Annotated in this window: 19 protein-coding genes and 2 pseudogenes; 10 read left to right on the top strand and 11 right to left on the bottom strand. The window is 31.3% G+C overall.

What is annotated here, in order from left to right:
• Positions 1 to 25 precede the first annotated feature (25 nt).
• The 4 genes from ITB9_RS05680 (at position 26) to ITB9_RS05695 (ending at position 5,344) form a co-directional block, all read left to right on the top strand.
• Entirely contained in the window at positions 26 to 3,235 is a 3,210-nt protein-coding gene (locus ITB9_RS05680) for a hypothetical protein (protein WP_054851515.1), read from the top strand.
• Positions 3,236 to 3,305: 70 nt separating this feature from the next.
• On the top strand, positions 3,306 to 3,938 hold the full coding sequence (locus ITB9_RS05685) for a YceI family protein (RefSeq protein ID WP_054851489.1): 633 nt from the start codon (positions 3,306 to 3,308) through the stop codon (positions 3,936 to 3,938).
• A 79-nt stretch (positions 3,939 to 4,017) separates the two neighbouring features.
• Positions 4,018 to 4,545, top strand: coding sequence for an RNA polymerase sigma factor (locus tag ITB9_RS05690; RefSeq protein WP_028291290.1), 528 nt, complete (start codon positions 4,018 to 4,020; stop codon positions 4,543 to 4,545).
• A gap of 1 nt (position 4,546) precedes the next feature.
• Positions 4,547 to 5,344, top strand: coding sequence for an anti-sigma factor domain-containing protein (locus ITB9_RS05695; RefSeq protein WP_054851490.1), 798 nt, complete (start codon positions 4,547 to 4,549; stop codon positions 5,342 to 5,344).
• A 303-nt stretch (positions 5,345 to 5,647) separates the two neighbouring features.
• Here ITB9_RS05695 and ITB9_RS05700 read toward each other — a convergent pair whose 3' ends face one another.
• The 4 genes and pseudogenes from ITB9_RS05700 to ITB9_RS15835 form a co-directional block, all read right to left on the bottom strand.
• Positions 5,648 to 7,876 carry a TonB-dependent receptor domain-containing protein gene (locus ITB9_RS05700; RefSeq protein WP_054851491.1) on the bottom strand — a complete coding sequence of 743 codons (2,229 nt, stop codon included), beginning with the start codon at positions 7,874 to 7,876 and terminating at the stop codon, positions 5,648 to 5,650.
• A gap of 11 nt (positions 7,877 to 7,887) precedes the next feature.
• A complete protein-coding gene (locus tag ITB9_RS05705) occupies positions 7,888 to 9,171 on the bottom strand; it encodes a lipopolysaccharide assembly protein LapB (RefSeq protein ID WP_054851492.1) in 1,284 nt (427 codons plus the stop codon).
• A gap of 101 nt (positions 9,172 to 9,272) precedes the next feature.
• Positions 9,273 to 10,202: pseudogene (locus ITB9_RS15830) on the bottom strand (DUF4331 family protein).
• A 33-nt stretch (positions 10,203 to 10,235) separates the two neighbouring features.
• Positions 10,236 to 10,508: pseudogene (locus ITB9_RS15835) on the bottom strand (DUF4331 family protein); the annotation flags it as partial.
• Between the two features lie 156 nt (positions 10,509 to 10,664).
• On the opposite strand from ITB9_RS15835, the gene ITB9_RS05720 reads away from it, so the two are divergent.
• Positions 10,665 to 11,846 carry an LETM1-related biofilm-associated protein gene (locus ITB9_RS05720; RefSeq protein WP_054851494.1) on the top strand — a complete coding sequence of 394 codons (1,182 nt, stop codon included), beginning with the start codon at positions 10,665 to 10,667 and terminating at the stop codon, positions 11,844 to 11,846.
• Between the two features lie 3 nt (positions 11,847 to 11,849).
• Here ITB9_RS05720 and ITB9_RS05725 read toward each other — a convergent pair whose 3' ends face one another.
• The 4 genes from ITB9_RS05725 to ITB9_RS05740 are packed head-to-tail and all read right to left on the bottom strand — an operon-like array spanning position 11,850 to position 15,021.
• Positions 11,850 to 12,605, bottom strand: coding sequence for a LytTR family DNA-binding domain-containing protein (locus ITB9_RS05725; RefSeq protein WP_054851495.1), 756 nt, complete (start codon positions 12,603 to 12,605; stop codon positions 11,850 to 11,852).
• Between the two features lie 59 nt (positions 12,606 to 12,664).
• Positions 12,665 to 13,012: a 2TM domain-containing protein gene (locus tag ITB9_RS05730; RefSeq protein ID WP_054851496.1), complete on the bottom strand. Its 348-nt coding sequence runs from the start codon at positions 13,010 to 13,012 to the stop codon at positions 12,665 to 12,667.
• Positions 13,013 to 13,023: 11 nt separating this feature from the next.
• Positions 13,024 to 14,364: a 2TM domain-containing protein gene (locus tag ITB9_RS05735; protein WP_054851497.1), complete on the bottom strand. Its 1,341-nt coding sequence runs from the start codon at positions 14,362 to 14,364 to the stop codon at positions 13,024 to 13,026.
• Positions 14,365 to 14,394: 30 nt separating this feature from the next.
• Entirely contained in the window at positions 14,395 to 15,021 is a 627-nt protein-coding gene (locus tag ITB9_RS05740; protein ID WP_054851498.1) for a hypothetical protein, read from the bottom strand.
• 178 nt (positions 15,022 to 15,199) lie between these two features.
• On the opposite strand from ITB9_RS05740, the gene ITB9_RS05745 reads away from it, so the two are divergent.
• The 3 genes from ITB9_RS05745 to ITB9_RS05755 all read left to right on the top strand — a co-directional run bounded on the left by ITB9_RS05745 (position 15,200) and on the right by ITB9_RS05755 (position 16,550).
• Positions 15,200 to 15,613: a hypothetical protein gene (locus tag ITB9_RS05745; RefSeq protein WP_028606510.1), complete on the top strand. Its 414-nt coding sequence runs from the start codon at positions 15,200 to 15,202 to the stop codon at positions 15,611 to 15,613.
• A gap of 4 nt (positions 15,614 to 15,617) precedes the next feature.
• A complete protein-coding gene (locus tag ITB9_RS05750) occupies positions 15,618 to 16,052 on the top strand; it encodes a hypothetical protein (protein ID WP_028291302.1) in 435 nt (144 codons plus the stop codon).
• Between the two features lie 207 nt (positions 16,053 to 16,259).
• On the top strand, positions 16,260 to 16,550 hold the full coding sequence (locus ITB9_RS05755; RefSeq protein WP_054851499.1) for a GIY-YIG nuclease family protein: 291 nt from the start codon (positions 16,260 to 16,262) through the stop codon (positions 16,548 to 16,550).
• A gap of 477 nt (positions 16,551 to 17,027) precedes the next feature.
• On the opposite strand, the gene ITB9_RS05760 is transcribed toward ITB9_RS05755, so the two are convergent.
• The gene (locus ITB9_RS05760) at positions 17,028 to 19,181 is read right to left on the bottom strand and encodes a TonB-dependent receptor (RefSeq protein ID WP_054851500.1); all 2,154 of its coding nucleotides are present in this window, start codon (positions 19,179 to 19,181) and stop codon (positions 17,028 to 17,030) included.
• A 265-nt stretch (positions 19,182 to 19,446) separates the two neighbouring features.
• Between ITB9_RS05760 and ITB9_RS05765 the strand changes: the two genes are divergently transcribed.
• Positions 19,447 to 19,941 (top strand): RNA polymerase sigma factor, encoded by a 495-nt coding sequence (locus ITB9_RS05765; protein ID WP_028290700.1) that lies wholly within the window; start codon positions 19,447 to 19,449, stop codon positions 19,939 to 19,941.
• 3 nt (positions 19,942 to 19,944) lie between these two features.
• On the top strand, positions 19,945 to 20,577 hold the full coding sequence (locus ITB9_RS05770; RefSeq protein ID WP_054851501.1) for a hypothetical protein: 633 nt from the start codon (positions 19,945 to 19,947) through the stop codon (positions 20,575 to 20,577).
• A gap of 71 nt (positions 20,578 to 20,648) precedes the next feature.
• Here ITB9_RS05770 and ITB9_RS05775 read toward each other — a convergent pair whose 3' ends face one another.
• The gene (locus tag ITB9_RS05775; protein WP_028607836.1) at positions 20,649 to 21,452 is read right to left on the bottom strand and encodes a 1-acyl-sn-glycerol-3-phosphate acyltransferase; all 804 of its coding nucleotides are present in this window, start codon (positions 21,450 to 21,452) and stop codon (positions 20,649 to 20,651) included.
• Between the two features lie 47 nt (positions 21,453 to 21,499).
• Positions 21,500 to 22,141: a CoA pyrophosphatase gene (locus ITB9_RS05780; RefSeq protein WP_054851502.1), complete on the bottom strand. Its 642-nt coding sequence runs from the start codon at positions 22,139 to 22,141 to the stop codon at positions 21,500 to 21,502.

Here is a 22,141-nt window from a genome sequence, read left to right on the forward strand (position 1 = left end):
CTTTATGCAAACTAATTTACCAAATATGAAAAAATTACCCTTTTTACTTTTATTACTCTTCTATGTCACAGCTTTTTCGCAAGAATTCTCGATGGACTTAGTTAAAAACATGACACCAAGAAACATTGGTCCAGGTGGTATGTCTGGTCGTGTAACTGCAATTGACGTAGTGCATAGCAATCCAGATATCATGTACGTAGGTACTGCTTCTGGAGGTTTATGGAAGTCTACTTCTGGTGGTATTAAATGGGATCCATTATTTGACAAAGAGGTAACAGCATCTGTTGGATCTGTTGCTATACAGCAATCTAATCCAAGTGTTATTTGGGTAGGAACAGGTGAAGGTAACCCAAGAAACAGTTTAAATGGTGGTTACGGTATTTACAAGTCTTTAGATGCAGGAAAAACTTGGACGTCTATGGGATTAGAAAAAACCAGACACATACATCGTGTGGTAATAGATCCAACAAATCCAGACATAGTTTATGCTGCTGCAATTGGTAGTCCTTGGGGAGAACATCCTGAACGTGGTGTTTTTAAAACCACAGATGGTGGATTAACCTGGAAAAAAATACTGTTTGCTAACAATAAAACAGGAGCAGCAGATTTAGTTATGGATCCTACTAATCCTAATAAATTAATTGCAACTTTATGGGAGCACAAGCGTGATCCATGGTTTTTTAAATCTGGTGGAGCAGGTTCGGGTTTACACATTACACATGATGGAGGAAAAAACTGGACTAAAGTAACAGAAAAAGAAGGTTTCCCTAAAGGGGAATTAGGACGTATTGGAGTTGCTATTGCTAGAAACAAACCCAATATTGTTTATGCTTTAGTTGAAGCTAAAAAAAATGCGTTATACAAAAGTGAAGATGGTGGTTTTAAATGGAAAAAAGTTAACGATAAAAGTGATATTGGCAACAGACCATTTTACTACTCTGAAATATATGTAGATCCTCAAAACGAAAATAGAGTATACTCTGTTTTTACTTACATAAATGTTAGTGAAGATGGTGGAAAAAACTTTTCGCAATTAATGCCAGCTTATGGTGCAGATAATGGTGTACATCCAGATCATCATGCTTGGTGGATCCATCCTACTAACGGAAACTTTATGATAGATGGAAATGATGGTGGACTAAACATAACCAAAGATGGTGGAAAAAATTGGCGTTTTATTGGTAACATGCCTGTTGCACAATTTTATCATATTAATGTAGATAATGAGTATCCATACAATGTGTATGGAGGAATGCAAGATAATGGATCTTGGAGAGGACCTGCTTATGTTTGGCGTGCTCAAGGTATACGCAATAGCTATTGGCAAGAGATTAGTTTTGGTGACGGTTTTGATGTTATACCAGATAAAGACAATTCGCGTTACGGTTGGACTATGAGTCAACAAGGTTATGTTAGTTATTACGATTGGCAAACTGGTAATAATTTTGGAGTACAACCAACACATCCTGATAAGGATGTTAAACTACGTTTTAACTGGAATGCTGCTATAAATGTGGATCCTTTTGATAATAATACAGTCTATTTTGGTAGTCAGTTTGTACATAAATCTACAGACAAAGGATTAACTTGGGAAGTAATATCTGAAGATTTATCTACTAATGATCCTGACAAATTAAAACAACATGAAAGTGGTGGATTAACTTTAGATGCAACAGGTGCTGAAAACCACTGTACTATTTTAGTTATTGAACCTTCTACTGTTGAAAAGGATGTATTTTGGGTTGGTACTGACGATGGACGTGTACATATCACACAAAATGGAGGTCAAACTTATAGTGATGTTTCTAGTAATATTAAAGGCTTACCTAAAGGAAGCTGGATTGCACAAATTAAAGCTAGTAACAAAAATAAAGGTGAAGCATTACTTATAGCTAATGATTACAGACGCTTTAACTACACACCCTATGCGTACAGAACCAAAAACTACGGAAAAACTTGGGAAAGAATTGTAGACCAAAACGATGTTAAAAGTTATGCGTTGTCCATTGTTGAAGATTTAGTTGAACCAAACCTTATGTTTTTAGGTACTGATGATGGTTTATATGTATCTGTTGATGCAGGAAACAAATGGACAAAATGGACCGAAGGTTTTCCTACGGTTTCAGTAAAAGATTTAGTGATCCATCCAAGAGAACATGATTTAGTTATTGGTACATTTGGTCGTGCTGCATGGGTTTTAGACGATATTAGACCGTTAAGAGCTATAGCTAAAAACAAACAAATTATAAACAATAAAATTCAACTATTTTCTCCTCCTACTGCTTACCAAGCTGCTTACCAACAACCAACAGGAAGTCGTTTTGGTGCAGATGCTATGTTTCATGGTCAAAATAAAGGTCGTGGTGCACAGTTTACATACTATGTAACACCAGAAAAACCTTCAAAAGAAACTAAAAAAGAAGATGATAAAGAGGACAAAAAAGAAGACTCTGAAACCAAAGAAAATGAAATTAAATGGGATTCTATGTCACTTAAAATCTATAACAACGATAAGTTAATTAGAACTTTAAAACGAAAAGTTCCTGAAGAAAAAGGATTACATAAATGGACCTGGTACATGGATGAAAAAGGAAGTAGTAGACCTTCAAGAACAATTAGAAAACAAAAAAGAGAACCAGGTGGAGTTGATGTCAAACCAGGAACTTACAAAGCGGTTTTAGAATATGGTGATCAAACTTCTGAAACTATGATTACTGTCGCTTCTGACCCTAGATTAGAGGTGTCTTCTAAAAACACAGATGAAGTTTATGCTGCTTTAAAAGAAATTGAAAAATTACGTCAAATTGCTACTGACGCGACAAAACAATTAGCTGAAAATAAAAAACTAGCTGAAAAATATAAAAAAGAATTAACCGATTTAGATAAGTCAAAATACAAAGAAGAGATAAAAGCGTCTAAAGACATTATTAAGGAAATTGATACACTGTTAGACATTTACATAGGAAAACAAGACAAACGACAAGGTATAACCAGAACACTAGATATTAGCGTTAATAGCAGATTAGGTACAGCGTCTTGGTATACAGCGACTAGACAAAATGGTCTAACAAAAACCGAAACAACGTTGATAGAGCATGCTAAAACCGATTTAAAAGCTGCATTAGAAAAAACAAACACCTTTTTTAATGACAGTTTCAAACCTTATTACCAGTCTATCATTAAAATTAATATGACTAAACCTATCGAGGGAATAAAGACCTTTAGCTTAGATTAAGGTACAGTAATTTGGATAAGCACATTTATCTGCTTAACTTTATAATTATTAAAGAAAACAACTATTTAAAATGAAAAAAATAACACAATTAGTATTAGCTTTTACACTTATTTTAGTGGTAAGTTGTAAAGATGAAGCTAAAACAAATGATGCTGAAAAAGAGACGACTAAAACAGATGTTAAAACTGAAAAATTTGTAGTTAAACCTGAAGCAACAACAGTAAAGTTTACAGCTTATAAAACCACTGAAAAAGTACCAGTTGGAGGACAATTTAATGTATTAAAATTTGACCAAAAAACAGGAAGCACACCTCAAGAAGCACTTAATGACTTAAGTTTTTCTATTCCAATTACTGGATTATTTACAGATAACGAAGCCAGAGATTTAAAATTAAAGACTTCATTTTTTGGAGAAATGCTTAATCCTGAGTTTATTAAAGGAACCATTAAATACGTTAACAACAAGTATGTTGCTTCTATCACAATGAATAATGTTACTAAAGATTTACCATTAGATGTAAAAATTACTGACAAAAGACGTGTGGCTATGACAGCAACTATGCAATTAAAAGATTGGGATGCTTTAGGTGCTTTAAGTGCTTTAAATAAAGTTTGTTTTGATCTACACAAAGGTGCAGATGGAGTTAGTAAAACTTGGGAAGAAGTTGCAATTAATGTGAACACCTTTTTAAGAGAAAATTAATTATAATTTATTATCTTTATACCAAACAAAGCAGCTAAATATTAGCTGCTTTTTTTAGCCTTAACCATTAATTCAATTTATGCAATTAGAACTTTTAGTTTCAAAATTTAAACAAAAAGACGAAAAAGCGTTTGAAAAATTATACAACATGTATAAAGACAGCATGCATGGTGTAATTTATAATATTGTTAGAGATAATGATATTGCAGAAGAAATCATGCAAGATGTATTTATCAAAGCTTGGCATAAATCAGATAGTTATGATGCTACCAAAGGTCGTTTTTTTACCTGGCTAATTAATATTGCAAGAAATGCTGCGATAGATAAAACCAGATCAAAGGCTTACAAAAATGCTAGTAAAAACCTTAACTCGGATTTTTTCGTAGATATTATAGAGTCGCAAGATAATTTAGATAATAGTACAGATGCTATTGGAATAAAAAAGTTTGTAGACAAACTAGCTAAAAAATGTATTCAGGTAATCGAGCTATTATATTTTAAAGGTTTCACACAAAAAGAAGCCTCAGAAGCTTTAGATATGCCAATTGGAACTATCAAAACTAGAAACAGAAATTGTATTAAAGAATTAAGAGAATCCGTATTATAACATGAACATTAACGACTACATAAACTCAGGTATACTAGAACTATACGTTGCTGGTCAGCTTTCTGAAAAAGAAAGCAAAGAGGTGTATGACCTAATGTTAAAACACCCTGAAGTTTTAAAAGAAGTTTTAGAAATTGAAGCTGCTTTAGTAAAACTAACCGCAAGTGTTGCACCTAAAAAAGACATTGATTTTAATACTATTAAAGGACGTTTAAATACAAATAGCGAGACTAAAGTTGTTAGTTTAAATAGACCAAAAACTAAGTGGTTTAACTATACTGGTTGGGCTGCAGCTGTAATATTAGCTGGTGGACTTATTTGGACAATTAATCAAAAATCTAATTTAGAAGACCAGATACAAACAGTAAATACTGAAAAAGACTTTTTAGAAATCCAAATGGAAACTTCTAAAACGGATCTAGCCGAAACTAAAAATCTACTAAACATCATTAGAGACAAAAGTATTATTAATATCCCTTTAGAAGGTCAAGCAGCAGCACCTGGAGCTTATGCAAATGTATATTGGGATAAAAATGATGATACTGTATATCTAGATTTACAAGGTTTACCAGAACCTCCAGAGGGTAAAGTTTATCAAGTTTGGTCCTTAACATTAAACCCGTTAACACCTACTAGTTTAGGTACTATTGACGACTTTATACAAGATGACAATAAGATTTTTAAGCTTAAAAATGCAAATCAATCGCAAGCATTTGGTATCACTTTAGAACCAGCTGGAGGAAGCAAATCGCCTACATTAGAGCAATTATATACGTTAGGAGCTTTAGCTTCAATATAACAAATTACTATTTTAATAGTACTAAAAAAGACACCATGTGGTGTCTTTTTTAGTTTTAAAAACTTCTACAATTTTATCTGTATAACACTTATACAGGTCTATTGATTTTAATTAATAGCAACATTATTACATAAAGAAAGTGTTTGATAAACATTGTTATCAAACACTTTCAAAACAAACTAACAAAAAACAACCTCACTTTTTCATAGTCTTCACGTATTGTTAGTTATGCAATTAACTGTTTCCCTTAAATCGATTGCATTATACTTACGTAAATTAAACTAGTAAGGTTTTATTGTTTTTTTAAAACGAATAACTTAATGTTGTTTTAAAATAAAAAGGGGTTCCTGGTGTAAAATGAATTTCTTCAACAGAGGCTGCTTCATTTTGCAATCTTGACTCTGTTAAAAACTGAGTTTCTTTCCAGTCTGTATCAAATAAATTTTCGATACTAACACCTAATTTCCAATGATTATCAAACGCATAATTAAGATTTAAATCGGTTACAAAATAACCTTCTGCTTGTACCGAATTATCCTCGTTTGCAGGTCTATCATCAACATATCTATAATTGATTCCTCCTGAAAAATTATTAATATCTTTAAAAGACAATCCTCCTACTACAGTAAAATCTGGTGCTAATGGTATGTAATCATTACCATTGTCTTCTTCTAAACTTCTTGCTCTAGTATAGGTCGCATCAGTATTAAAATAAATGTTATCTGACACTTGATACCTTACACCAAAATCAACGCCATAACGTTCAGATTTTCCGCTAGGTTCTATAATTCCTGCATCACCAACGTAAACAAATTCTTCTTCAGAAAACAAATACCATAATGCAGAGTTTAGCACTAATTTATCTGTTGGTTTCCAGATGTTACCTAAATCTACACCATACGCTTTAGGCAAAGCATTATCTATATTTTGATTTAACACAACTCTAGAATCGTTAGAATGAAATCCAATTCCTGATTTTAAAAACCATTGTACATTATTATTTTGATTGTACTGTATGCTAAGCTTTGGTAACAATGCGACTTCACTATCTGTTAGGTTACTATAAGTATCACTTAATTGGTCTTGGTATTGAAACTTGATGTACTCTAAACGTAAAGCTGGAGTAATAGTTACTTTTCCTAGGTCAATTTCTGCATTAAAAAACCCATATAAATTACGTTGATTAACATTTCCTAATTGTATGTTTTCTAGTGTTTCTTTTCGGTTTAATGTGTGTGATAACTCGATATCATTAACATCGTCAAAACGCAATCCAACACCTGAAGTATAATTAACATCAAATGAATTATAGTTTTTATTTTTTTTGAATTGTGTGTTAAAACCAAAGATATTTCTGTCTTCTTTTTGTTTAATTTGATCACCATTTACTGGATCGTCTAAAAAGAAAGTAAAGTTAGAATATAACAAAAAATCATAATTTGAATAAAATGCATTAGTTTGCATTTCGACATCATTATCTAAAATGGTGCTATACTGAATATTAAAGTTGGTACGACTAGTTTCTCCTCCTTCAGTATCATCTACTGCTCCAAAATTTGAGATTGTACCATCATCTACTAAACGTTGTGGAATTTGACCTGAGGCATCCCATTGACTTGTAAAATGACTTAGGGTTACTCCAATTTTTGAATTGTTATTTAAATAAGCATTGTATTTAGCCATTAGGTTTAATCTGTCAAAATTTTGAGGAGACTCAAAAGGTCCATCTGTTTCAATATACTCAACTGCGACATAGGCATTTTGGGCATTTTTATTATCTAGTAAATTAAACATCCCTAAGGTTCTTAAGGAATTAAATTGTCCAGCCGAAAAACTTATTAGATTATCATCTAACTTATCTTTGGTTTTAAAATCTACAAAACCAGCAGTATTAAAATCACCATGATTTGCATAATATGGACCTTTACCAAAATTTATATTATTAATAGTTTCTGGAATTAAAAAGTGTAAATCACTATAGCCTTGACCATGTGCATGAGAGACCATATTTACTGGCATTCCGTCTACTGATAATGCAACATCAGTACCATGATCTACGTCAAAACCTCTTAAAAATATTTGTTCGGCTTTACCACCTCCTGCGTGTTGACCAATAATTAATCCAGGAACTTTACGTAAAATTTCTTGAGAAGAATTTATTGGATCTGTAGCCAAATCTATCTTAACCATACTATTAATAACATTAACAGGTTCGGTTAGCACTAATTCATCTAACAAAAATGCTTTAGTTTTTAAGTTTATAACTAAAGGTTGTTGCAAAAGCGCTTCTGTTAATAACACACTTTGTTTTTGGTATCCTAATAAACCAATAACTAAGCTGTCTCCAACCTTAGTGTCATTAATTATAAATTGTCCTAATTGATTAGTATGTGAATGCTGTTTTGAGTTTTGATTATACACATAAGCATTTTCTAAAGGCTGATTGTTATCTGTAACAAACCCTTTAACTGTCTGAGCGTTAACAGTAAGCGTAAAGCCTACTAAAACTAGTAGTATTAAAATATTTTTCATGGTTACAAAGATTATAATTTGTTTACAATTTTTGAAGTTAATGGACCTAATTCGTAACTACTTTCTTGTAATTCTTTTTTAATTAAAGCCATTTCTTTTAATTTACCGTTGGCTTTATATATTTGAGCAATATGGTATTGTGCTTCAGGCTCAAAAGTTTGTCCTACAACGTGCTTTTCTACAATGTTTAAAGCCTCAGTAATATTTCCATTACTAAAATAACTCCAAGCTAATAAATCATAAGATAAAGGTGTTGGCCTATTTTGGACTTCAATTTTAGCTAAAGCTATCGCTTTTTTGTTTTTGGAATCTGCTAATATTTTTGAAGAATACACATTATACATGTTGCCATAACTGGTGTCTTTAATGGCTTCAAAGTAAGTGTTTAAATACTTGTTTTTTTCAGTATCATTGTTTTCATATTCTGCAATTTCTGCTTTAAACAATAAATAATCAGGTGCATGGTGTAATTGGGTTAATGCATCTAAAATACGATTAGCTTCGGTCGTGTTTTTCTCGTAAGAATACACTATCCAAGCAATTCCTTTTTTAGCGTAGGCATCATCAGGATTTAAAGCTAATGCTTTTAAATAATGCTTGTAGGATTGTTCTATTTGTCCATCATGACCGTAAAAATCTGCTAAATTAGTATAAGACCACTCCATTAAATGATCTAATTTTGAAGATTCAGCTTTAGCTGTTGCTTTTTCTAAATACTTAATTGCTGCATCTAAATCGCCTTGATAATCACTCCATTTTGATAATCTGATTAAATATCCAAAATCGTTTAAATCTTTGGTTTGTTCTAAATAGTTTTTTGCTACAGTAAAGTTACCCAACTCCATGTGTACATCAAATAGCATTTTTTTTGTTCCGTCTAAATTTTGTCCATTAGCTTCTGCTTTTTTAAGCATCTCTAATGCCTCTTTAAATTTATGTTGTGAAATATAATTACGAGCTAAGCTTCTTAAATGTCCAGCCCAATTATAATGTGTACGTGTATTTAAAGTTAATAAAGATTTTTCGGCATGTTTTAAATATTTAATATAACCAGTAGATTTAAACAATCTAGTTTCTGCACTTGCTATTTGTGATAAGTAAGATAATTGATTTGGAGCAGCTTCTATTTTTTTGTTCCAAAAATTATAATCTGCAGTGGCTTCTAAGGTCTCGTTACTGGGTTGTTTAACTAGGTATTTATTATAGTCTTCTGGATTAGTAATTGCTTGGTTTTTGTCTGAACAACTAGTTGCTATAATAATAACAAGTAGTAGCATGTATAGTTTTGTGTTCATGATATTTTTGTTTTGTTGTTTGTTTGTTTTATGTGGGAAATATTATGGGTTTTGAAATAATCCAGAGTGGTTGTTTAAAACACTCTGGATTAAAATACCGTCTACCAAGGAGACGCTAAATAAGGGAAAGAGGCTAAAAATGGTTTATCATTTTCGCTTACATTGTCATTAGAAAGTGTTGGGTTTTCAGAGAAATCTTCACCTCCAAAAATTAATAATAACTCAACTGTTATTACGTCATCTGCTAAGTTACGACCAGTTAAAACATTTGTTCCGTCATAAAAAGTAGTGGTTCCGTCTAAAGACACATTAAGTACATCTGTAGCTAATAATCCTGTAAAAGCAGCAGCATCTTGACCTAATGCATTAGCATCACCTGGATTAGCAAATGCAGGACTTAAAGCTGTTAAATTAGCTTCAAACATAGACTGGAATCCAGCATTTTGGTCTGTAGGTATAGTGGTGTTAAAAGTATCCTTTGATCCTGAAGACACAAATACTGTGTTTACAGCAGGTCTACCCATTTGATCTTGTTGCGTGTATGTCCCAGAAAAATCAGTTCCTGTTGGTGTTACAACCATAGTTGCATCATCGTCATCAGAACAATTAAAGGCAACCAAAGTTATTAGTAATACTGTAAATATATTTTTTAAATTTTTCATAATTTATATGTTTTTGAAAGTTTGTAATTATTTAGACTTAGATTCTACCCAAGTATTGATTGTTCCTGTACCACCAATCATAGATTTTGGCACCTCAACTACTATTGACATTACATTTGTACCTGCAAAAGTGTCTGTTCCTGGATCGTTAAATGCTGTTGCATCACCTGCTATAATTGCAGAATACTGGTTAAAATCAAAGAAAAACGGATCATCTCTTGGTCCTGCAAAAGCAGTAATACCATTGCTAGTTTCTGTCATTGCAGACTCACCATAAGCAGTAATGTCTACAACAGTTTGTGTTGCATCTGTCATTACTGTACTGCTTAAACCTGTTGTTCCTGGAGCAACTGGTCCAAAAAAGTACATTTTACCATCTCTTGGTATAGCTTGGATCACTAGATCTTCAACATTGTCTCCTGTATTATCAATGTTAAACTCGATCATCACGTTTTCGTCAAAACTTGCACTAGCACTTGCTGTTGGACTTAATAGACCTTGTACATTAGCAACAAATACTAAATTGTTTGTGTCTTCACCCTGAAAAGCGTAAAAATCTGTAATATCACTTGTACCACCTTGTACAGCAGGAGCATCAATATGATCTGCTGATAAGAAGAAGAAACTTGCTGCTGCAAATACACCTACTCCTAAAATAAATTTGAAATTTTTCATAATGTTTTTGAGATTTTTTGTTAATTAATATTTTTGGTTCTCGCATACACTTACGCAACTTTTATAAAAGCGGTTTTATTAAAGTTTAGTTTAAATGAAAAAATGTGAAAAATAATTTTAAAAAAGTATCTTTAACCTTTCTAATAAAAATGTTGAATGAACCCTTCTGCTTCAGGCTGGATTAAAAAATTACTTAAAGAGCTTAAACCACATGATCTGTTTAAAGACAATGACTTGGAGGTGTATTACAGACACTTTAGAGATTGTGGTTTTATATACGGAAGTAATGTAACAGTTGTAAATAATTGGGTAAAAGACAACGATTTTGAAGCAGACGAAATTTGTAAAATAAATTTAGTCATTGCACTGCATATTGCCTACACAAATCATAATACCACAGAAGATTTTTATACCGAAGTAGTTAATTTTTATAATACTATTAACAAAGGAAAAGTTACATTTTTACAATCTATAATTAGGTCTAAAGATATTAAAGATCAAACCGAAAAGATTATAAATAAGCGTATTCAAATTGATGATAATTTAATTGACAAAAGCTTTAATTACTTTATCACCAATGCCTTATTATTTGTTGATGTATTAGCTTTTAGAAATTATTTAAAAACTGGAGTTGCTAATGATGAAACCATAAAAGAATATGAATCTATAATAGAAAGCATTGTTTTAAACACTTTAAATAGTAAAAAACAAAAATCTGATTACGATAATAGTTTAATTGAACTTTTTGAACAATCATTAAGATACCAAAGAGATAGTGTTTTATTGTTTAATGAAGCTATTGCCTCTGTTGACACTAATTTATTTGCTAGATACTGTTTAGACCTAGCTGCTATGGCAACATGGACTGATGCAAAATTAGATAATGAAGAGGTTTTATTTTTAAACAACTTAGGCGAACAACTAAATCTAACACAACACCAAACCAATGAGGCGTCTAAAACTATTGCCCAATTTTATAAAACTTATAGAAGTAAAGTCCCTTTATTAGGCTCTAAAAACATTGTAAAAACGTTTTATGACAACTCTACCAACATGGTGTTAAAGTTAATAAAACGCAATAGCAAACGTCTAACGCAAGAGCTTTTAGAAAGTAAAGAACTATTAATACTTTTAACCCAATCTACAGTTAGAGATTTAAGCAAAGACGAACAAAAAAAAGTACAAGACCAGCTATTAGATGTGTTTAAATCCATACCTAGTCTTGCTATTTTTATTTTACCAGGAGGTGCTTTGTTATTACCATTGGTTGTAAAATTTATTCCTAAATTATTACCTAGTGCGTTTGATGATAATAGAATTGAAGATGAAGAAGAGTAACACCTACTCCAACCACTGTTTAAAGTCCTTTACACGCTCTCTAGCCACAATAACCTGATCATTATTATAGTTATTCAACTTGATTTGTAAACGTGAATTTGTATAGCTAATAATGTCTTTAATAGCATTGATGTTTACAAAAAACTTACGGTTAATTCTGTAAAACATTTCTGGTTGCAACTCGTTTTCAAGCGCTTCTAAAGTGGTGTCTAAAAGGTAGTTTCTACCTTCTGTGGTATGTAAGTAAGTCCCTTTATTTTCGCTATAAAAGCATTCAACCTCATCAATATTTACTAATTTTATATGTTGTCCAACTTTAACAGAAAAACGTTTTTTGTAGACTCTGTCAATTGGATTAACCAATAGTTTTTTAATATCCTCAAAGTCCAAAGCAATATTTGTTTTCTGCGGAAGCCTAGCCTTATATTTTGTTACAGCAGCTTCTAAATCTTCATCATCAATAGGTTTAAGTAAATAATCAATACTATTTAATTTGAATGCTTGCAATGCATATTCATCATAAGCAGTTGTAAAAATAATAGCTGACTTGACTTCTACTTGATCAAAAATTTCAAAAGACAAACCATCACTAAGCTGAATATCTAAAAATATTAAATCTGGATGTGTATTATTATTAAACCAATCTATAGATTCTTCAACCGAATGCAACATGGTGTCTGCTTCCACATTAATTGCTTTAAGCATACGTTGTAAGCGTCTTGCAGATGGTTTTTCGTCTTCTATAATTATTACTTTCATGGTTTTAATATTTGTTTTTTGTATTTATTTAGTTTGGTTTAGATTTATTAAACAACTGCTTATTCCCAACGTTTATTATCTTTTTCTTTATTCATGTATTTTTCAATTTTACGTTCTTCCCAGTTTTTACCAAATAAAAAATCTGTCCCAAAAACACCTAAAAAATGAAATCCTATACCTATTCCCCAAAATAAAGGTGTCGACCAAACAGCAAAGCTCCAAAAGGGTTCTCCTGATTTAAAATAAATCATTATCATTAAAAAAATATTAACTACAATGTAAATTGCAAAATGCCAATAAAAGCCAACAATTTTCTCTACTTTTTTCTTAGCTCTAATATAAGCTTCTTCTTTTTCAAAGTTATTTTGATGATTATTTTCTATATAATTATCTATATCGCTTTTCATAATATTAAATTTTAGTTCCAACGTTTTTGATTGTCTTCTTCCATAAACTTTTTAATCTTCTTTTCTTCCCAAGATTTTCCTAGCATTCCGTCGTTTACAAACACTTTGTATGCGTGAAATGATATGCCGACTGCCCAACCAAACATTGGAAAGAAAAACCATTTGTAATCCCAACTTGTCTTATAATTTATAAAAATTAAAAAAGGAATAACGATACAATATGAAATCAGGTTATAATAAAATTCTTTTAATTCTTCTACATGCTTACGTGCTCTTACATATGAGTCGTCTAATTGTTGTTTTGGTATTTGTTTCATAATTACTATTTCTTTTGTTAGTATAGGAATTGCAACCATAAAATCGTTTTGACTTTGGTTAATTACTACACGTTTATTGGTTAATAATTGGTAACGTTGTTTGATGTTTTCAAGACCAACTCCACTACTCTTTTTTACTATTTCTTTGGTTTGTAAATTGTTTTCAACCACTAGACTACCGTTAGTTTCATAAATTTTAATATGCAACGGTTTACTACTGGTAACAATATTGTGCTTTACTGCGTTTTCTAATAACAATTGTAATGATAAAGGCACGACTTTACTTTCTGGATTTGTGGCTTGTTTTGGTATGTCAAAAATAATACTGTCTTCAAATCTCATTTTTAATAAAGACATATAGGTTTTAGCAAACTTAAGCTCCTCATCTACAGTTACTAAATCTTTATTTTTTTGTTCTAAAACATAACGATATACTTTTGATAAACTGGTTGTAAACTTTTGTGCGTTATCTGGATTTTCTTCAATTAAACTGGTTAATACATTTAAACTATTGAATAAAAAATGAGGATCTAATTGGTTTTTTAAAGCATCAAATTTAGCACTTGCTGTTCCTGCAATTACTTTTTGTTCTTTCAGCTTATTTTTTTGATATCTGTTGTAAAAATAAACCACATGAAAGATAGATACAATGGTTAATGTTATCCATAATCCAAATGAATAGCCTTTCCAAGTTTCATTTGATATAAAAAACGAAAACGAATTACCAAAATACACTACAGAGGTAAATGCCCTTAATAAAAACAGACCTAAAAGTGTAATTAGTGTAGATCCTAAAATGCCTAAAAGCACACGTTTAACATACTGTCCTGACATCCATTTACGACGTTCCATATATGAGAAAAACGTCATGTTTGAAAACCCTAAAACAAAAGCATATAATTGATAAAATATAAAATATTCTATAAATTGTGATGTAGTGTCATACTTAAACCCATTGGATAAATATTGCCCTATAACAAAGACTACACAGCCTATAGCAAAAGTTAATATTATATTTTTAAATACTTTGTTCATAATGTTTTGTTATTAAAACAGTTGCAATAATTAAGCTTTACATTGTGCTGTTAATTGCTCTGCACGCTCTTTTCCCCAATTGGGATCAAAAGTAGTTTCTGGTTTAAAGTTAGCAAAAAGTTGCAGAGATTTTTCTATTTGCTCACAAAATGGCTTTGTGTCCTGTCCAAAATATTTAGCACTTCCCATATCCCATTCTGCTTTACACAACATTACACGAGGGTTATTTGGTGCTAATTGTGCTGCTTTAGCATATAATGCATTAATTTTTGGAGATAATGACATACCGTAACTTGCACCATCACTAGCGACATAAGCGGTATGTAGCATGGCTTGTAAAACCATATTTTCAGGATTATCCTTTGATCTAGAAACTGCATCATCTAAAAAAGTTTGTGCTTTTTTTAATTGTGCTTCTAAAGCGTGTTTATCTTTTAGTTTTGTAAAACTGTCTAAAATCAAAACTTGAGCTGCATAATAGGATGGTAACCAGTTATCGCTTTCTGCTGTTGCTATACGCTCAAATAAATTAGAAGCTTCAGCAGGTTGTCCTGATTTCCAAAGCTCGAAGGCTTTATTCATACCAGTTTCATAAGTGCTTTGTGCAGATAAAATCTGACTGAACATTAAGGTAATAATAATTGCTATTTTGTACATGATTAATGATTTATATATTAACACTACAAATATCCAACACTACTATAGTTTTTAAAAAAACAGATGACCCAACTGTAACTTTTTTAGTCTGAATTGTAATAGTTTTATCATTTGCCTTCATTTAGCATTGTTTTTACAACACAAAACAACTAACTTTAAGTCTTTAAACTCGCTATTCATGTCCATAACAACTGTTGAAATTATTGTATTTAGTACCATTGGCTTATTAATTTTATTAAACACGATTTTAAATATTAACTACTATAAAAATGATACTATTAATGTTGTAATTAAAAATTGGAGCTATAACAAGTACTTTTTTATACCTTTTCTTTGGGGAGTTTTTGGTGGTCACTTTTTTTTAGGAAGTAAAAAACCTGTACTTGATATTTTTATTACCCATTGGGAAATTCCTCCAATTGTGTTAGCTGTAATAGTCATTATTATGATTATATATGGTAGAAAATTGCCTAAGGATTATATAATTAAGACCAAGTATCAAATTATCTTATTGGTTAGCGGTTTACTATTCGGTCATTTTATATGGTCACAACGTCATGAAGAATTTATCCAATTTACATTAAATAACTAATAGTATGCGACCTTTAAATCAATTATTAGACAATGATGCTTTTGTAAAAAAAGTACAATACCTAATTATTATTTTATTTATACTACTAATTGGGTTTGACATCTATTTGGCTGTAGATAATACAACTGATAACGATACCATCAGCCGAATTATAAAAACATACACAGATAATGGCTTATACGTATTAACCTTTTTTTGGGGAGCTTTGGCTGCCAATTTCTTTTTTACAACAAAACACGTTTTACTAGTCAGTGGTACTGTAGGTAGTATCATTTTGGTTGTTTTTGCTATTTTTATTTACTGGTTTAGCTTAGGTACTAAAGTTGAAACTCTTATTGGACCAACCGAAAACGACATACGCATTGCACATGGTATTTACATGGCTTTTGGGTTTATAATGGCTTTTATTTTTTGGAGACAAAGTAGTAAGAAGCACTGATTTTTATTGATTAAATCATTGCTAGTAGTTCTCGATACACTTCTCCTACGTCGAAGCACTCGAACTGACGTTATGTGATGACTCAAAACTATTACTTGCGCTAACTTTATTGGTACTAATTACTCAATTCGTCACTTCGAGTGATTTGTGAGGCACGAACAAATTGTATCGAGAAGTTTAACAACTATAAAATTTATATATTTAAGAATGAAATTATCCTATGTTTATATCTTAAAATGTTCAGACAATACTTATTACACTGGTGTAACTTCTAATTTAAATAACCGCTTATTAGAACACAAACTAGGAAAACATTATGAAAGCTACACGTATTCAAGAAGACCGATACTATTAATGTTTTATACTGATTTTACAGATATTAATATTGCTATTTCAACTGAAAAACAAATAAAAAAATGGTCTAAATCAAAAAAAGAAGCTTTAATTAACAACGAGTATGATAAGCTTCCTAATTTGGCAAAGAAAAAATTTAATTAATGCGTCAACACAATAGTTCTCGATACACTTCTCCTACGTCGAAGCACTCGAACTGACGTTATGTGATGCCTCAAAACTATTAATTCTGTTAGCTTTATTGGTATTACTACTTACTTAATTCGTCACTTCAAGTGATTTGGGAGGTACAAACAAATTGTATCGAGAAGTTTAACTATTAATAGTCCTCGATACACCACTACTACATCAAAGTACTAAAACTGACGCTATGTAATGACTTACAACCCAATAAACTCAAGTTTTATATCCATATTCGTCACTTCGAGTGATTTGGGAGGCACGAACAAATTGTATCGAGAAGTTTAACTATTAATAGTCCTCGACACACTACTCCTACGTAAAAGTACTCAAACTGACGCTATGTAATAACTTACAAACTAATAAACTCAAGTTTTATATCCATATTCATCACTTCGAGTGATTTGTGAGGCACGAACAAATTGTATCGAGAAGCTATAATTATAAATTATCCAATTGATTGTCAGTACCTTTTTCACTTATGGTCCAAAAGAAACCTACAAAGAAAAACTGATCTGCTGCAGGACGCAACGCACGACTATTAAACTGTCCATTTAAATCTGGTGTATTAGCGTATTGGTAACCGTTTATATTATTAAATCCTAAGGCATTATTTACCGAAAAATATAAGATTTTTTGAGGACTTAAAAGGTAAGCCCAATTTAAACTTAAACTATTATAGCTTTTTGTTTTCTGATTTAAAAATCCTTCTTGATTTGGGTCTGTATAACTACGTCCTGAAGCAAAATTATAACTTAATCCCACTTGACTTTTTAAGTTATCAATCCAATATTTACCTACGACTGATAAATTATGGGTATTAGCAAAATTAGGTTGGGCTGCATTTGCATAATTTTCATAATCACGTTGCGTATCTAATAACGAATAGCTTACCCAGTAATCTATATTCTTAATGCTTTTATTATCACGAAAAAACAAATCGATGCCTTTTGCAAATCCATCTCCTGAATTATTGAAATCAGTATCAAAACTTGTGAAATCTGAATCGTATTTTACTAAATCACTGTATTGTTTGTAATAGGTTTCTGCTCTAAAAATCTTTCCATCTGCATTATATTGATAGTTTAATATATAATGTTGCGCTTGTTGTGCTTGCAAATCTTGATTAAATTTTAAGATATCACTATTGGGTTGCTGAAAAAAACGCCCATAAGCTAATGACAACTGACTTTTAGATCCTGTTTTATAAGCTAAAGACAATCGTGGTGACACATTAACAGCATCAAACAAAGCACTATATTCTGCACGAAAACCAGCTTTTAAAGCTATCTTTTTCGAGAAAAACACATCTGCTTCCGTAAATGCAGCAGATAGGTTATTATTATAACCATAATTAACATTAGTGATAGTTTCGTCATTATAGTTTTCTGTAAATTGTGTGGTAAATTGCTCTACTCCAAAGTTTAATTTAAATCGATTATTAAAACGATATTTTAATTTTACTTTAGCATGAACCGAGTTTTGTGTGCTTTTAATTTTACTTTCAAAAACCTCTGTTTTAGCGTTTGCAAAAGTATAACTAATACCTCCTGAAATAGTCCAATTATTATTTAATGCTTCTTTATAAGAACCATTAAAATATAGGTTGTTATTATTTAGACCAAACGGAATACCATTACTGTAATTTATATCGTCTTGGACTAAGCTAAAATCTGTGGTATCAAAAGCTGAGTATAATTTTAATAATCCATTGTTAGTTTTATGTCTAAATACGGCTTCTCCAGAAAGGGTTTCAAAAGGTTTTTTCCAGTCGTTTCTATCTTCAAAAAGCTCTAAATATGGCGCTAAATTAATATAAGATGCATTGACGCTTAAACTATTTTTACCCCAAATTTGAGTATTACCTAGATTTGCTCCTACACTCATGATACCTATATCTGTTTTTTCTTGATCTGGCTGATGTATTGTATTCAACTCTAAAACACTTGACAAAGCTTGTCCATATTCTGCGCTATAACCTCCTGTTGAAAAGGTGATTCCGTCAAATAAAAATGGAGAATATCGTCCACGTGTTGGTACATTATTTGTAGTTGGCGAGTAAGGTGTAAACACACGTATTCCGTCAATAAATATTTGCGTTTCTTCGGCTTCTCCACCACGTACAAATAAACGTCCATCTTCAGCAACTGTTGTGGTTCCTGGAAGGGTTTGTAATGCTCCAACAAAGTCTCCTAAAGCACTAGCTGTTGTCACGACGTCTAATGGTTTTAAAACTGAAACTTTACTATTATCTCCTGCTGCAAATGTACCAGCTGATATGACTACTGCATCTAATGTGTTAACATCTTCACGTAATGTAATTTTTAAATCCTTAAACTGGTTTATATTATTAACTAAGGTTTTAGTCTCGTAGGATAAAAACGAGATTATTAAGGTTTGTGTTCCTGTTGCTGTACTTGTAAAACTAAAACGACCATTGTCTAAGGTACTGGCTCCATCGTAGGTTCCTTTTAGGTAGACATTGGCTCCTAAAACGGGTTGTTTGTTTTGATCTATTACTGTACCAGATATTGTGGTTTGCGCTTGTAGCGTTAGGGTTAAAAGTAATAGTAGACATGATAATAAAGATTTCATAACAGTGTTTGTTTTTTGATTGTTTGATGGTACAAAGATGTACTGAACCTCTAGGATTTGGAATTTTAAATTTCTGAATTGTTGTTTTTGGCGGATGAGTTGCGTTAGCGGTTGCAGTGGTATCCTTTTTTTGCTGCCACATATGGCAAAAAAAGATTTTAACGTAAAAGGCGACCCTTGTGGTAACGCCAAAAAAAATATTTTTATTTTTGTGTAACATCTTTATATTAATTGCTACTAATAGTTAAACTAACTAATCAAACCATTGAGTAAACCACTAGAACAAAATTTTGTTGAATTGTTGGAACAGCACCAAAATATTGTGCATAAAGTTTGTAGACTTTATACCAATAATTATGATGCGCACAACGATTTATTTCAGGAAATAACGATCCAACTATGGAAAGCTTTCCCGAAGTTTAGAGGTGATAGTAAGTTTAGTACTTGGATGTATCGTGTGGGATTAAATACCGCAATTACACTTTACAGAAAGTCTAAACGTACTATTAATACTCAGCAATTTGATACTGTACAATTTAAAATTAGTGCGGAAGAGTACGATAGTACTGAAGAGGAACAATTAAAATTGTTATACAAGGCTGTCCACCAATTAAATGATATTGAAAAGGCTTTGGTGTTTTTATATCTGGAGGACAAAAATTATAGAGAAATAAGTGAAACAATGGGTATTACTGAAGTTAATGCTAGAGTGAAAATGAATAGAGTGAAAACTAAATTAAGAACCATTTTAAATCCGTAACCTATGGATGAATTAGAATTATTAAAGAAAGACTGGGTTAAGAGCGACGATAAATTTGAAAAAAAATCGGCTTCCCAAATATATCCAATGCTATTAAAAAAATCGTCTAGCATTGTAAAGACGTTATTTTATATAAGTATTGCTGAGTTGGTGTTTATATTATTCTGTAATTTTATTCCGTTTTTTGTGTCTGAGGATTATAAAAATCAGTTTAATGAAACGTACAACAATGGTACTTTTCATTATATAATATTGGGTTTATCCTATGTGGTTATTGTAATTTTTATCTATTTGCTGTACAAGTCGTACAAAACAATTTCGGTTGTGGATAGTACCAAACAGCTAATGAAAAACATTTTAAAAACCAGAAAAATTATTAAATACTATGTGGTTTATAATTTGTTTATGATAGTAGTAATGGCACCTTACTACACCTATTTATCATTAAAAACTAAACGTACTGAGTTTGATGTTTCTGCACTATCTACCATTGAATTGTCAAAATTTATTGGTGTAGTTACCTTACTTACTTTAATTACTGTTGGTATTGTTTATGCGTTTTACAGCTTGATTTATGGTATATTACTTAAGCGATTAAACAGAAATTATAAAGAACTTAAAAAGATAGAAATCTAAGTTTAAACACAAACTAAAAAAGCATCAAAATAAATATATTTTGATGCTTTTTTTATGTTGTAATATTTAGCTTAACTTAAAAACTCACGTTGTTTATTAAGTTCTTCCTGTGCTAATAATTCTTTTTCTGGTATTACTTTTAAAAACGAAGGATGTTGCTCGATTGCATATTCTATTTGCTCTACAATATCTGCAATACTATCGTTTTCGTAATCAATTTTTAAAGGCGCTTTAATTTCAAAAGATTGGTATACATTTTTCTTTTTAACGCGTAATCCTTTTTTATCAAAACTACGTCTAAAACCATCAATAACTATTGGTACTACTACTGGTTTGTAATGTTTTATTATATGTGCTGTACCTTTACGGATGGGTTTAAACGGTGTTGTTGTCCCTTGCGGAAAAGTCACTACCCAACCATCATCTAATGCTGTTTTAATAGCAGATATGTCAGACATTTTTACTTGTCGTTTAACATCTTTACCTTGGCTACGCCATGTACGCTCTATACTTATAGAGCCTGTGTAAGCAAATATTTTAGGAATTAATCCAGACTTCATAGTCTCTTTGGCTGCAACGTAATAAAAGTTAAGCTTAGGATTCCATAAATACCCAACATTTTTGATAGTATCTTGACGATTACTTAAAGCTGCATTAAAAACATGAAACATGGCTATTACATCTGCAAAATAAGTTTGGTGATTTGATATAAATAATACGTTAGTATCTGGTAAGTCTCTAATAATATCAGACCCTTCAATCTGCAATTCGTTAAAACCTCTGTAACGTCTGTGTGTTAAGACACCTAAGATCCTAATCAACCATTTTTTTACAAAAAGGATGTGCCCAAAAGGATTTTTTTTAAATAAACCCATAGTTTAATTTTACATTTAGTAAATACAAATATAGCAAAACCTTTAGGTTAAAGGGTTTGTTTTAACAAGTCTTTGACTTCGCTAAGCATCATTGCAGTTGCTCCCCAAACTAAATGATTGTTTAAATTAAATGCAGGCACCTGTACATCAGCACCATAACTAGTAGTCACTATTTTTTGTGTTAAATTACTTTCGCTTAACAAATCGGATAAGTAAACTTCTAATAAATCCTCTACCTCACTATCTTGTTTGGTGAAAATTGGTGTACTATCTGCCACTCCAATAAAAGGTTGTACATAAAAATTACTTGGTGGAATGTAAACTTGAGTAAGTTTTTTATAAACCGTAACTAACTCTGGAGAGACACCAATCTCTTCGTGGGTTTCTCTTAAAGCAGTATGTTTTAAGTCATGATCTTCTAATTCTACTTTTCCACCAGGAAAACCAACTTGCCCAGAATGGACTCCTTTGTAGGTTTTTCTTAATATTAAAATTAACTTTGTTTGGGCTTCTAAATCTGGGTAAAACAAAGCTAACACAGCACTTTGCCTTGCATTTTTAATAGTATCACCTTGTTGTTTTACCAACTCTTGTCTATAAGGTGGTACCATTTTAAGCTGTGATGCTTCGGCTGGCAAAGGGATATTTTTTATTTTTGGTAACGCTATGATAAATTCATTAAAATTCAT

It is taken from the genome of Olleya sp. ITB9, from assembly GCF_001315805.1.
Taxonomy (GTDB): domain Bacteria; phylum Bacteroidota; class Bacteroidia; order Flavobacteriales; family Flavobacteriaceae; genus Olleya; species Olleya sediminilitoris.